The following is a 12,188-nucleotide window of genomic DNA, read 5'->3' as shown; positions in this document are numbered from 1 at the left end:
AATTATGCCGCCCCCGCCGAGATTGGTTCGGCGGGGGCTATTCGCTATTGCGTGATCGCTTGCAGCTGGCCGCCGCCATTGATGATTTGGCGTAGCGCGTCGGCTTCGCGTGCGTATGCCGCCGCCTTCTGTTCCAGCTCGGCGGTTTTTTGCGTGAGCAGCGCGGCGTGCCGCTCCAGCGCCTTCAGACGCAACGTCTCCAGGTCCAATCCCAACTGGCGCACGCCGGTGCGCAGCAATGCGATTTCGTCGGGACGGTATTGTTGGCCGCCGGCCTTGGCGCCGCTGAGCACCAGGCCGGTCAGCTCGCCGCGCACCATCATCGGCAGGGCCAGTTCGCCCGGCACGGCGTGGCGGCGCTCGCTCAGGTCCACCGAGGCGGCGCCGTGGCGCATGTCGATCACCACGTCGTCATCCTGGTCCAGCGTGGCGGGCGCGCCGGGCAGCGTCGAATGGGCCAGCGTAAAACTCTGGCGCGCGTCGAGCAGGTAGACGGCGGCGCCGTCGGCGCCGGCGAACTGCTCGACCGCCCGCACGAACTTGTTTTGCAGCGCGGCCGCGTCGGCGATGTGCGCCGCCTTGTCGAGGAAGTGGCGCAGCTTCTCGGCCGCCTCATACCAGTGATGGAAGAAGGTGTGGTCGACCTTGTGGCGCACCCAATGCTGGATGCGGTGGAAGGACAGGATGATGGCCAGCGCCACGCCGGCGTCGAAGATGACGTTCTTCTCGCGGCCCTCGAAATGCAGCAGCTTGTCGACCGCCCATTCGGTGAAGCTGAAGACGATCAGCAGCATGGTGCTGATGATGGTGAACACCAGCGCGCGGTTGACGGCGAAGCCGAAGTCGAACAGGCGGTGGCGCAGCAGCGCGTAGGCCAGGCCGCAGTAGGCCAGCATGATGGCGACGATCTGGCAGGCCAGATACAGCTCGCCGCTGAGCGGGTCGCCCAGCGTGCCATTGAGGTTGGCGATGAAGTGGACGGCGTAGACCACGCCCATGCAGACGCCGATCCAGGCCAGGCGCTGGCGGGTGGCGCCCTGGCTGGCGCGCCAGGAGAACCACAAGGCGGTCAGCGAAAACACCACCGACAGGTTGACCATGGTTTCGCCCCACAGGTCGACCCGGGTGTGCTCGCGCAGCGACCAGGGCAGCAGGTGCAGCGCCTGCGCCGTCACGTAGCTGGAGAACAGCAGGAAGGCGGCGGCCTGGATGTAGAACAGGCGCCGCACCCAGGCCAGGCGGAAGTGCGGCCGCTCGGTCGGAAATGTCAGCGTGAAGTAGATGAAGGCGATGTTGGCGACCAGGTAGCCGGCCGGTTTGACCAGCATGTTCAGCCAGGTCTGGATGGCGCCGCCGGGCAGTTGGCCGTAGACCGACTCGAAGCTGTTGGCCAGCAGTGCCAGCGCGAAGGCGCGCATGGCGCCGTCGTCGGCGCGGCGCCAGCCGGTCAGCACGGCGATCAGCAGCGACAGGTAGATGATCGCCCAGTTCGACAGCATGATGGTCTTCACCATCAGCGGCGAGCCGCCGCCCGCCGGGTTGGCGATGGGGCGCACCTCGATGTGCCGGCTGCCTTGCGCCGAGTACAGGGTCATGGCGATGGTCTCGTCCGTGCCCAACTGGCGCGAGCGGTCGCCGGCATGCTCGAAGACCAGGCGGTCGCCGACCTTGGCGCCGGCCTGGGCCAACGGCGAGGCGGCCTGCAACTTGATGATGGGATTGCGGTAGTCGCGGTCGGACGGCCCCAGCTCGGCCAGCAGATCGCCCGCCATTGCCGGCGACATGGCGCGCTCCCAATACAGACCGGCCCAAATCTCGAGCGTGAAGCAGCTCAACGCCAACAGCACCAGCAAGGTTTTCCACTGGACGATGGAGAGAAAATTTTTGTTCTTCATAGGGCGCGCAGGGCTGAAAATTCGACCCTGCATGTTGCCACGTTGGCATTGTCAGGGCAATATTATTTCCCTGTGCTAACTATGTTTTCCCTGTTTTTTGGCGCCGGCGCGTTATTCCTGCAACACTTTGATCCGGGCATGCAGCGTTTCGGGCACCGGATAGTCCGGGTAGGCCAGGCGGAATTTCGTCCACTCGGTCAACGCGTCCTGACGCAGGCCGGCCTTCAGCATCTCGTCGATGACGTTGAGCCAGGCCTGTGCCCGCGCCGCGTCGGCCGGTTTGGCGTCGACTGCCGGGCCGGTTGGCGCCGACATGATGCGTGAGCCGGTGACAGTCACGTTGACGGCGTTGGTGCCGGCAGGCGCCCCGTAACCGGCGACGGGCGCGGCGGGCGGCGCTGGCGCTGGTGCTGGCGCCGGTGCGCGCAGATAGCCGGACGGCGCGCTGGTGGCGCGGGCGTAGACGGATTGTTCGACCATGGCGGGGTTTTTCATTGCCCCGGCCGGTGTCGTTGCCGACGGCATGCTGTCGCGCGCCAAGGGCGGCGGTGGCTCGGCTGGCGCGGCCTGGGGTGCAGCGTGAATGCTCGCTGCGCCGTCGCCAGGCGATTTGGCGCTGCCGGCTGCTGCATTGGCAACCGGGATCGCGGGGCGCGAGACGGCAGCGCGAGGGGCCGGCGCAGGGGCTGGAGCTGGAGCTGGAGCTGGAGCTGGAACCGTGGTGGTAACGGCGGCGGCAGGAGCGGGCGCCGGCGCGGCCATTATGGCGCTCGATTCGGCCGTGGCCGTGGCCGCTGCCGTGGTGCTTGGTCGCGGCGGCGCGATACGTTCGAACTCGGGTTGCTGCTGCCATTGCAGCATCAGCGAGATGGCGCCGATCGCGCTGGCGGCGGTGGCCAGCGGCATGCGCCAGCGCGCCAGCCGGCTCACGCCCGGTAGCGGACGCAATTCGGGGGGCGCCAAGTCAGCCCGCACGGCGGCCAGGATGGCGGCGTCCAGCGCGGCCGGCGCCTGCGGCTGGGGCAGGGCGGACAGCTGCCGCGCCAGCGCGCCGCCGCCGTGCAGGAAGGCCTCGAACTCGTCGTCGTCGTCGATGTGGTCTTTGCCCTTGCTTGTCATGCCTGCTCCCCTTGTGCGGCCAGTTCGGTCGACAATTGTTCACGTAATTTTCGCATGGCGTAGCGCAGCCGGCTCTTCACCGTCTCCAGTGGTGCGTCGACCAGCGCGGCGATCTCCTCCAGGCTCATGCCGCTGAACTGCTGCAGCACCAGCGCCTCCTTCTGCTCGACCGGCAGGGTGTCGATGGCGGCGTGCAGGCCGGCCTCGCGTTGGCGCGCCTCGACGGCCCGCTCCTGGCTGCTGTGGCGCGCGTCGGCGTGGCAGGCTGCGGCGTGGGCGTGATCGGCAAGCTGGTCGAACAGCGGCGCGCCATCGTGGCCGGCACCCAGCTCGCTGGCCAGCAGGGCCTGCGGCTGGCGCTGCAGGTCGATCAGGCGGTTGCGGGCGATTTGGTACAGATAGGTGCGGAAGCTGGCCTGCGGCTGGTAGCGGGCGCGCGCCTGATGCAGGCTGATCCAGCTGTCCTGGGCGATCTCGTCGACCCAGTCGCGGCGCGGCGAGCGCCACGCCAGGAAGCGATACAGGCCGCCGCAGTGGCGTCGGTACAGCTCCTGGAAGGCGGCCAGGTCGCCGTCGCGGTAGCGCAGCATCAGGGTCTCGTCGGTCGGCTCGGTCAACATGCCGGCAAGTGTAGTGGCAATGGCGGGGCGGCGCAATGCGTTGCCTTCGACGGCATCAAACCGGCGGGCCGACGTTGAACCGGGCCTCCAATTCAGCCCTGGTATGTCTTTTATTTTTTCGGTGACGTCGGCGTCTTTTTTCTTGTCGACGCTATCGCCCGATTGGGCTGACTGGGTAATCACATTCGAGCCGCATTGCACTGATAGCTGCTCCTCCCTGATTTCGGTCGGAATGTTCTTGTCGGAGGCGCGCGCGCCCCGTTGATCGATATTGGTGGCGCTCGAGTGGTAGTTGCGGTCGCCACCCTTGCGATTGTCCGTATGGTGGGTGATGCTGTCGCCGCCGGTGGCGTTGATCGATAAGCCCGTTGCGTTGCTCGTGTTGGACGTGCTCGTCACGGTGGTGGGCTGGTTGATCTCGATGCCCGGCGCGGCCGGCCCGGTGCAGTCCGCCGGTAGCTTGTCGGTGGCGGCATGGACGTATGTGGCGGAATACAGGCTAAGGACAATACCGGGCAGGGCGGTTTTACGAAACTTACCCTTGTGACTTCATTTGCGAGCAGGGCGCGTCGAGCCGACGCGTAGGACATAGCCGCTCGTGACGGCGTGGGGACCGGCGTTCATCTAGGCCGACGGGCAATAGCCGCCTGGCGGTCGTCCTTTATGGCTTGGCTGGTGGCGCCACCGGCGGCGTGGCGACCGGTGCCGGCTGGGCATAGATCACGATGGGCGCCTGCGGTGCCGATGGAGCGACAGGCGCCGCCTTTGGCACTGCATTGTTGAGGACGAAGGTCATGATGGTGATGCCTGCAACGCCGAGGCCCGAGACCGTGCCGACTATCCATTTGATCATTGTCGAGGTCTGCTCGTGCAGGTCGGTTCGAACCTCCGCAATGTCCGCCTTGGTGGCTGTTTGATCCAGGCGCACCTCTATCTTTGCCAGGCGCTCCCTGGCGTCCGAGGCGAACTCTTCGAGTTTTGATAGCCTGGCTTCCATACTCCCATCATAGGGCGGCTTCCCGCCGGGCGCAATGCCGCCTCCGCCAGAGTGGCTCGGTTCAATTTGCGCGGGCGCCGACTTCTTTGGATCAATTGTCATATTTCGACCATTGGTAAAGGAATGCCAGCAAGCCGGCGCCGCCTCCGGACTCAGGAGTAGTCTTCCGCGTTCAGTCCCATGACATGGGAGAAGCCGCCGTCGACGTAGGTGATCTCGCCGGTGATGCCGGAGGCCAGGTCGGACAGCATGAAGGCGGCGGTGTTGCCGACCTCCTCGATGGTGACGTTGCGGCGCAGCGGCGCGTGCGCGGCGGCGAAGCCGAGCAGTTTGCCGAAGTCCTTGATGCCGGAGGCGGCCAGGGTCTTGATCGGGCCGGCCGAAATGCCGTTGGCGCGCACGCCAAGCTTGCCCAGGTTCTCGGCCAGGTAGCGCACCGAGGCTTCCAGCGAGGCCTTGGCCAGGCCCATGGTGTTGTAGTAGGGGATGGCGCGCACCGCGCCCAGGTAGGACAGGGTCAGCAGCGACGAGCCTTCCTTGAGCAGCGGCAGCGCCGCCTTGGCCATGGCCGGGAAGCTGTAGGCCGAGATGTCGTGGGCGATGCGGAAGTTTTCGCGGGTCAGGCCGTCGAGGAACTCGCCGGCGATCGCTTCGCGCGGGGCGAAGCCGATGGCGTGCACCAGGCCGTCGAGCCGATCCCAGTGGCCGGCCAGGTCGCTGAACAGGGCTGCGATCTGCTCGTCGCTGGCGACGTCGCAGTCGAACACCAGCTCGCTGCCGAACTCCTTGGCGAACTCGGTGATGCGTTCCTTGAAGCGCTCGCCGACATAGGTGAAGGCCAGTTCGGCGCCCTCGCGGCGGCAGGCGGTGGCGATGCCGTAGGCGATCGAACGGTTCGACAGCAGGCCGGTGATGAGGATTTTTTTGCCTTGTAGGAAAGCCATGATGCCTCCGGTGGTTGCCGCCGCCAAGCGCGGCGCGCCCTGGCACGACCTGGTCGCCCGGCGTGTTGCCCCGGGCGGCCGGATCAGTCGTCGTTGCGGTGGCCCTTGCGGCCGGCGGTATGGCGCGGCACGCGCGCCTTGACCAGCTTGACCGGGGCCTCGTCGGCCGCCTTGCCGCCCTTGGCGGCCTTGTAGCCGCTGGCGCGCTTGCCGCCACGGTCGGCCACGTAGTTGACGGTGGCGTTGTCGGCCACTTCGGACGTGATGTCGACGTTGAGCGATGACGAGATCTTCGGCACCAGGATGGTCGAGCCGGCCACCAGCATGGACTTCTGCGGGATGTTGTTGGCTTGGCGGATCACCTCCGGCGTGGTGTGGAACTTCGAGGCCAGGGTCTCGATGCGTTCGCGCGCGCCGGTGATCTTGTGGGTGGTCCAGGTCGACAGGGCGCGGCCCCACTGGGCCAGGTTCAGGTGGAATTTCTCGGCGTTCTCCTGCGGCAGCAGGATCTTGGTCTTTTCGCCGCCGGTGATGACGGGGCGGTTGAACTGCGGATTGAGCGCCTTGAATTCGTCGACCGACAGCTCGGCCAGCTGGGCGGCGATGGTCAGGTCGATGTCGCTGGTCTTGTCGACGGCGGTGAAGTAGGGCTGGTTGTCGATCAGCGGCAGCGACAGGCCGAACTGGCCCGGGTTGGCGATGATGTTCTTCACCGCCTGCAGCTTGGGCACGTAGTTGCGCGTCTCGGCCGGCATCAGCTCGGCCAGGCTTTCGAAGTCGGTCGGCTTGCCCAGCGCCTGGTTGCGCTTGATGGCGCGCTGCACCGAGCCTTCGCCCCAGTTGTAGGCGGCCAGGGCCAGCTGCCAGTCGCCGAACATGTCGTACAGGCGCTGCAGATAGGTCAGCGCGGCGTCGGTCGAGGCGACGATGCCGCGCCGCTCGTCCTTGAAGACGTTCTGTTTCAGGTTGAAGTCGCGTCCCGTGCCGGGCACGAACTGCCACATGCCGGCCGCGTTGGCGCTCGACAGGGCTTGCGGGTTGAAGGCCGATTCGATGAAGGGCAGCAGCGCCAGTTCGGTCGGCATGCCGCGTTTTTCCAGCTCGTTGACGACGTGGAACAGGTAGCGCGAGGCGCGCGCGGTGGTGCGGGCGATGTAGTCGGGCCGGGTGCTGTACCAGGTGACGTGCTTGGCGACCAGGGAGTTGTCCAGGTCGGGGATGGCGTAGCCGGTGCGGATGCGGCCCCAGACGTCGGTCTCGCGCGGCGCTTCTTCGCTCAGCGCGGGGCGGGCGGCGCGCTCGGCGCGGGCGGCGGCGGAATCGGCGGTGTTGAGGAGGTTGCCGCTGCGCGCCGGGAGCGACAGCAGCGCGCCGCTCGTGACGGCGTCTGCGGCGTGGCCGGCGACGGGCGCCAGGGCGATCAGCAGGGCGGCCAGGGCGGCGGAAGTGTTAGAGCTTGATTGCATAGTTTTCCATTGTTGTCGACTGAATCACATCGAGCGGACCATGAATAAACGTGGAGTGTACGAAGGTCGACTAGTTGAGTCAAGGAATATGTCAGTTCGATGACCGGGCCGCGGATTAATTCTTTTTGGCAATAGTTTCGAGAAAATACAGTGAAGTTGCCGGCAGAATAGCTGAACATGCTGCGATTGCCCGGCGCGCGGCGCGGCGCCCCGGCATGTCCGCAGCTTGGTCCGCCTGCCGCCGTGCGGCAAGCGGCGCGGCCATAAAGTATGAGATGGCGCAAAGAGTGCGTACAATTTGGCCTGTCGAGCGCAACATCGCTTCAAATCTACAAGGAACATCAATATGAGTACCCCCGTTGCGGACCACGCCGCCATCATCGCCGCGACCGCCAGCTGGCTGGAGAAGGCCGTCATCGGCCTGAACCTGTGCCCCTTCGCCAAGGCCGTCCACGTCAAGAAGCAGATCCGCTATGTCGTCAGCGATGCCAGCACCCCGGAGGCGCTGCTCAGCACCCTGATGGACGAGCTGCAGCGCCTGTCCGACACCTCGCCCGAGGCGGTCGACACGACACTCCTGATCCACCCCCACGTGCTGGCCGACTTCGAGGACTACAACGAGTTCCTCGACGTCGCCGACGCCGCGCTGGAGGACATGGACCTGGTCGGCGAGCTGCAGGTGGCCAGCTTCCATCCGCAGTACCAGTTCGCCGAGACGCACGTCAACGACATCGAGAACTACACCAACCGCTCGCCCTACCCGACGCTGCACCTGCTGCGCGAGGAGAGCGTCGAGCGCGCGGTCGAGGCCTTCCCCGAGGCGGGCGACATCTTCGAGAAGAACATCGCGACGCTGCGCAAGCTGGGTCACGACGGTTGGGACAAGTTGATGGCGGAGCAGTGAGATGACGGCATTACCACCACGGCCGGACACGCCCTGCGTGGCCGTCTGCTCGACCACCTTCGACGAGATCTGCCGGGGCTGCGGCCGCAGCGTGATCGAGGTGGCGCACTGGGTGTCGATGACGGCCGAGGCGAAGGAACTGGTGTGGCAGCGCATCCTGGCGCAGGGCTACCCGCGCCGCAATAGCTGAGGCTTGGCGGTCGAGGCGCCGGCGGCGTTCAAACCACCCAAAGGCAAGGAGCCGGGGTCGGACTCCCCGCCTTGACGCGCCGGGTCCGACCCCGGTTTCGCGCCGGGGGTGAAACAACTCGCCGCCGGCGCGCGTCGATCAATAGTCGATCAATACGTGCCGATGAAGTTTTTCTTGCCGATGTCCAGGCCGTTGTGGCGCAGGATGTCGTAGGCGGTGGTGGCGTGGAAGAAGAAGTGCGGCAGGGCGTAGTGGAACAGATAGGTCTGGCCGGTGAAGTGCTTGGTCTTCTCGCCGCTGCCGGTGGTGATGGCGCGCGTTTCGCTGCCCTCGATCTGCGCCTGCGGCAGCGCTTCGATGAAGGCCAGCGTCTTGACGATGCGCGCCTTCAGTTCGGCGAAGCTCTGTTCGCTGTCGTCGTAGGCCGGCACTTCGGCGCCGGCCAGGCGGGCGGCGCAGCCCTTGGCGAAGTCGCAGGCGATCTGGATCTGGCGGGTGAAGGGCAGCATGTCGGGGAACAGGCGGAACTGCAGCAGCGCGTTCGGCTCGATCTTCTTCTCGGTGGCGTGGGCTTCGGCCTTGTCGAGGATGACCAGCAGACTGTTCAGGATTTGTTTGAAGACCGGGATGGAGGCGGAGTAAATGGATAGGGTCATGGCGGGTTCCTCGTGTAAAGAGAGGCGATGATAGCAAGCTTGCGCGCTTTTTGCTTGGCGCGTGGCGGCGCGGGCCGCTAGTTGGTGACTTTTGCCCCTTTTTCCGTGCATAATTCCACCCAGGGAAAAGTTTGCCAGGCCAGCCAGCCGTGCCGCGCCGCCGGCGCGCCGGCCGTGCCAGTGTAATCACTTAACGAAGCTCGATGATGCAAACTTACAAACAGGCTGCCGCAGTGCTGCTGGGCGCATGACCGGCGCGTCCATCTACCAACGTCTACGCTCCAGGCTGGGCGCGCTGTACGGCCTATCGATCTACGGCGCCCTGCTGCTGGTGGTGTTCGGCGGCCTGGTGATCCCCGCCATCATCGGCAGCTATTTACTGATCGGCGTGCACGAGCAGCAGTCGGCCAAGACGGCGCTCAACGAGTCCTTGCAGCGCAACGCCGACATCCTGGCGCTGGGCATGCAGGAGTCGCTGTGGAACATGAACGCCGAGTCGGCCCATTCGCTGGTCGAGTCGGTGATGCGCGACCGCTCGGTGGTGCAGGTGCAGGTGGTCGGCCAGGCCGACACCCAGTTCATGCACGTGCACTCGCCGCAGCGGCCGATCGGCAACGTCTACCGCGCCGAGCGCGAGATCCTGGTGCGCGGCGAACGCATCGGCCGCATCATGGTCGAGATGGACGACGCCCGCAGCCAACAGGAGCTGCGCGAGAAGCAGCTGTCCTACGTCTTCGTGCTGGCGGCCCAGCTGACCGTGTCGCTGCTGCTGATCGTGCTGTTCCTGAACACCCGCCTGCTCAAGCCGTTGCGCAAGCTGATGCGCTTCTCCGACCGCCTGTCGCACGGCGACTTCGAGACCCGCCTCGACCTGGCCGGCAGCGACGAGCTGGGCCGCCTGGCCGGCCAGCTCGAGCAGATGCGCGTCGCCATCAAGCACCTGTTCGAGGACATCGGCCAGCGCGAGGAGCGCTTCCGCACCATCGTCACCCAAGTGCCGGGCGCGGTGTTCCGCTTCCGCCCGGACGGCCCGATCGATTTCATCAGCGACGCCATCGAGCACATCGCCGGCTTTTCGGCGGCCCAGTTCATGCGCGGCACCTCGCACTCCTGGGCCAAGCTGATCTGCCCGGAGGACCGCAAGCGCCAGCGCCACTGCGTCAGCCAGGCGGTGCGCGACGGCCAGCCCTACGCCATCGAATACCGCATCGTCGACGCCAGCGGCACCGAACGCTGGGTGTCGGAGAACGGCCAGCCGCAGCCGCACGAGGCGGGCGGGCCGGCGCCTTGGATCGACGGCATCATCGCCGACATCAGCGAGCGCAAACACAACGAGATGCGCATCGCCGCCCTGCTGGCCGAGCAGAGCGCCATTCTCGACAACGTGATGTTCGGCGTGATGTTCGTGCGCAAGCGCCACATCGTTTCGGTCAACCGGCGCTGCGAGGAGCTGTTCGGCTACCCGCCGGGCAGCATGGTCGGCGCCTCGACGGCGATCGTCTTCCCCAACACCTTCGACTACGAGGCGGCCGGCGCGCGGCAGTACCCGACGCTGGCCTCGGGCGAGTACTTCAGCGAAGAGCGCCACTACCGGCGCCAGGACGGCACGCTGTTCTGGTGCCTGGTGAGCGGCTGCGCCATCGACCAGAGCCGCGCCGACGAGGGCAGCATCTGGGTCTACGCCGACGTCACGGCGCGCAAGGAGGCCGAGGAGAAGCTGCTGCTGTCGGCCACCGTCATCGAGCACATCGCCGACGGCGTGGTGGTGCTCGACGCGGCCGGCACCATCGTCGCGGTCAACCCGGCGTTCAGCCAGATCACCGGCTACGCCGAGCAGGAGGCGATCGGCAAGGACCGCACGCTGACCCGCTCGGGCCGCCACGACGAGGCCTTCTACGAGCAGATGTGGAACGAGCAGATGACCAGCGGTTTCTGGCGCGGCGAGATCTGGAACCAGCGCAAGAACGGCGAGCTGTACCTGGAGTGGCTGACCGTTTCGGCGGTGCGCGACCATCGCGGCATCGCCACCCACTACGTCGGCGTGTTCAGCGACATCACCAAGGCCAAGGAGTCGCAGGAGAAGCTCGACCACCTGGCCCACCACGACCCGCTGACGGCGCTGCCCAACCGCCTGCTGTTCCACGACCGCCTGCAGCACGCGCTGCAGCGCGCCGTGCGCGACGACGAGCAGCTGGCGCTGCTGTTCATCGACCTGGACCGCTTCAAGAACGTCAACGACACGCTGGGCCACCACATCGGCGACGAGCTGCTGCAGCAGGTCGCCAAGGCGCTGTCGGGCAAGCTGCGCGAGGGCGACACCCTGGCCCGGCTGGGCGGCGACGAGTTCATCGTGTTGCTGGAGGACGTGGGGGGGCAGTACAAGGCCAGCCTGGTGGCCGAGAAGCTGGTGGCGATGTTCGAGCAGCCCTTCATGGTGGCCGGCCACGAGCTGTTCGTCACCTGCAGCGTGGGCATCAGCCTGTTCCCGGACGACGCCGTCGACTTGAATATGTTGATCCGCAACGCCGACGTGGCGATGTACCAGGCCAAGGCGCGCGGCCGCAACGGCTACAGCTTCTACGCGCCGTCGATGACGGGCGAGGGCGTCGAGCGGCTGCGCCTGGAGACCTTCCTGCGCCGCTCGATCGAGAAGGACGAGGTGTTCCTCAACTACCAGCCGCAGGTGGAGATCGACACCGGCCGCTTGATCGGCGTCGAGGCGCTGGTGCGCTGGAACCACCCGGAACTGGGGCCGGTGCCGCCGGTGCGCTTCATCCCGCTGGCCGAGGACACCGGCTTCATCAACCAGCTCGGCAAGTGGGTGCTGTTCGAGGCCTGCCGCCAGATGGTGCGCTGGCAGGCCGACGGCCTGTACGTGCCGAAGATCGCCGTCAACCTGTCGGCCAAGCAGTTCGAGCGCGGCAGCATCGTCAACATGGTCTCGGCGATCCTGCGCGAGACCGGGCTGGAGCCGGAGCGGTTGCAGCTGGAGGTGACCGAGTCGGTCATCATGAACACCGGCGACGCGCTGGTCTTCATCAACGACCTGCACTCGATCGGTGTCGGCCTGGCGATCGACGACTTCGGCACCGGCTACTCCTCGCTGGCCTACCTGAAGCAGCTGCCGGTGCAGACGCTGAAGATCGACCGCTCCTTCATCAAGGACATCTCGACCGACCCCAACGACGAGGCCATCGCCATCGCCATCATCCAGCTCGGCAAGAGCATGAACCTGTCGGTGATCGCCGAGGGGGTCGAGACCGAGGAGCAGGCCGCCTTCCTGCTGCGCCACGGCTGCTACCTGGCGCAGGGCTACTTCTATAGCCGTCCGGTGCTGGCGCAAGACCTGCTGACGCGCTGGCGCCCGAAACCCTCCATCTAACACCACCGCCACGAA

Annotated in this window: 10 protein-coding genes; 3 read left to right on the top strand and 7 right to left on the bottom strand. The window is 66.4% G+C overall.

The window, feature by feature from the left end:
- Positions 1-44: 44 nt before the first annotated feature.
- From H7U20_RS22965 to H7U20_RS22940, 6 genes are all read right to left on the bottom strand, one after another.
- Positions 45-1,895 (bottom strand): hypothetical protein, encoded by a 1,851-nt coding sequence (locus H7U20_RS22965; protein WP_199761452.1) that lies wholly within the window; start codon positions 1,893-1,895, stop codon positions 45-47.
- A 111-nt stretch (positions 1,896-2,006) separates the two neighbouring features.
- Positions 2,007-3,014 (bottom strand): hypothetical protein, encoded by a 1,008-nt coding sequence (locus H7U20_RS22960; protein ID WP_199761451.1) that lies wholly within the window; start codon positions 3,012-3,014, stop codon positions 2,007-2,009.
- Complete coding sequence (locus tag H7U20_RS22955) at positions 3,011-3,634, bottom strand: sigma-70 family RNA polymerase sigma factor (RefSeq protein WP_199761450.1); 624 nt, start codon at positions 3,632-3,634, stop codon at positions 3,011-3,013. Before H7U20_RS22955 ends, H7U20_RS22960 begins: the two co-directional genes overlap by 4 nt.
- Before the next feature lie 661 nt (positions 3,635-4,295).
- Positions 4,296-4,733: a hypothetical protein gene (locus H7U20_RS22950; RefSeq protein WP_199761449.1), complete on the bottom strand. Its 438-nt coding sequence runs from the start codon at positions 4,731-4,733 to the stop codon at positions 4,296-4,298.
- Positions 4,734-4,783: 50 nt separating this feature from the next.
- Positions 4,784-5,575, bottom strand: coding sequence for an enoyl-ACP reductase FabI (gene fabI, locus H7U20_RS22945; RefSeq protein ID WP_199761448.1), 792 nt, complete (start codon positions 5,573-5,575; stop codon positions 4,784-4,786).
- Positions 5,576-5,658: 83 nt separating this feature from the next.
- On the bottom strand, positions 5,659-7,041 hold the full coding sequence (locus H7U20_RS22940; RefSeq protein WP_199761447.1) for a transglycosylase SLT domain-containing protein: 1,383 nt from the start codon (positions 7,039-7,041) through the stop codon (positions 5,659-5,661).
- Between the two features lie 346 nt (positions 7,042-7,387).
- Between H7U20_RS22940 and H7U20_RS22935 the strand changes: the two genes are divergently transcribed.
- Together H7U20_RS22935 and H7U20_RS22930 are read left to right on the top strand one after the other, a co-directional pair.
- Entirely contained in the window at positions 7,388-7,945 is a 558-nt protein-coding gene (locus tag H7U20_RS22935) for a DUF1415 domain-containing protein (RefSeq protein WP_199761446.1), read from the top strand.
- Between the two features lies 1 nt (position 7,946).
- Positions 7,947-8,135: a DUF1289 domain-containing protein gene (locus H7U20_RS22930; RefSeq protein ID WP_099417235.1), complete on the top strand. Its 189-nt coding sequence runs from the start codon at positions 7,947-7,949 to the stop codon at positions 8,133-8,135.
- Between the two features lie 149 nt (positions 8,136-8,284).
- Here H7U20_RS22930 and H7U20_RS22925 read toward each other — a convergent pair whose 3' ends face one another.
- Entirely contained in the window at positions 8,285-8,791 is a 507-nt protein-coding gene (locus H7U20_RS22925; RefSeq protein WP_199761445.1) for a DUF1993 domain-containing protein, read from the bottom strand.
- A gap of 247 nt (positions 8,792-9,038) precedes the next feature.
- Here H7U20_RS22925 and H7U20_RS22920 point away from each other — a divergent pair, with 247 nt between their 5' ends.
- Positions 9,039-12,173 (top strand): EAL domain-containing protein, encoded by a 3,135-nt coding sequence (locus H7U20_RS22920; protein WP_199761444.1) that lies wholly within the window; start codon positions 9,039-9,041, stop codon positions 12,171-12,173.
- Positions 12,174-12,188 lie beyond the last annotated feature (15 nt).

Origin of the sequence: Rugamonas violacea, assembly GCF_016461825.1 — a bacterium.
Taxonomy (GTDB): Bacteria; Pseudomonadota; Gammaproteobacteria; order Burkholderiales; family Burkholderiaceae_D; genus Rugamonas.
Note: the sequence above shows the minus strand (reverse complement) of the source record. Positions and strands in the feature narration are given on the sequence as shown.

What these genes read in the sequence shown, in the direction of transcription:
- H7U20_RS22965 (WP_199761452.1), bottom strand. Translation starts at nt 1,895, where the DNA reads ATGAAGAACAAAAATTTTCTCTCCATCGTCCAGTGGAAAACCTTGCTG.
- H7U20_RS22960 (WP_199761451.1), bottom strand. Translation starts at nt 3,014, where the DNA reads ATGACAAGCAAGGGCAAAGACCACATCGACGACGACGACGAGTTCGAG.
- H7U20_RS22955 (WP_199761450.1), bottom strand. Translation starts at nt 3,634, where the DNA reads ATGTTGACCGAGCCGACCGACGAGACCCTGATGCTGCGCTACCGCGAC.
- H7U20_RS22950 (WP_199761449.1), bottom strand. Translation starts at nt 4,733, where the DNA reads ATGACAATTGATCCAAAGAAGTCGGCGCCCGCGCAAATTGAACCGAGC.
- fabI (WP_199761448.1), bottom strand. Translation starts at nt 5,575, where the DNA reads ATGGCTTTCCTACAAGGCAAAAAAATCCTCATCACCGGCCTGCTGTCG.
- H7U20_RS22940 (WP_199761447.1), bottom strand. Translation starts at nt 7,041, where the DNA reads ATGCAATCAAGCTCTAACACTTCCGCCGCCCTGGCCGCCCTGCTGATC.
- H7U20_RS22935 (WP_199761446.1), top strand. Translation starts at nt 7,388, where the DNA reads ATGAGTACCCCCGTTGCGGACCACGCCGCCATCATCGCCGCGACCGCC.
- H7U20_RS22930 (WP_099417235.1), top strand. Translation starts at nt 7,947, where the DNA reads ATGACGGCATTACCACCACGGCCGGACACGCCCTGCGTGGCCGTCTGC.
- H7U20_RS22925 (WP_199761445.1), bottom strand. Translation starts at nt 8,791, where the DNA reads ATGACCCTATCCATTTACTCCGCCTCCATCCCGGTCTTCAAACAAATC.
- H7U20_RS22920 (WP_199761444.1), top strand. Translation starts at nt 9,039, where the DNA reads ATGACCGGCGCGTCCATCTACCAACGTCTACGCTCCAGGCTGGGCGCG.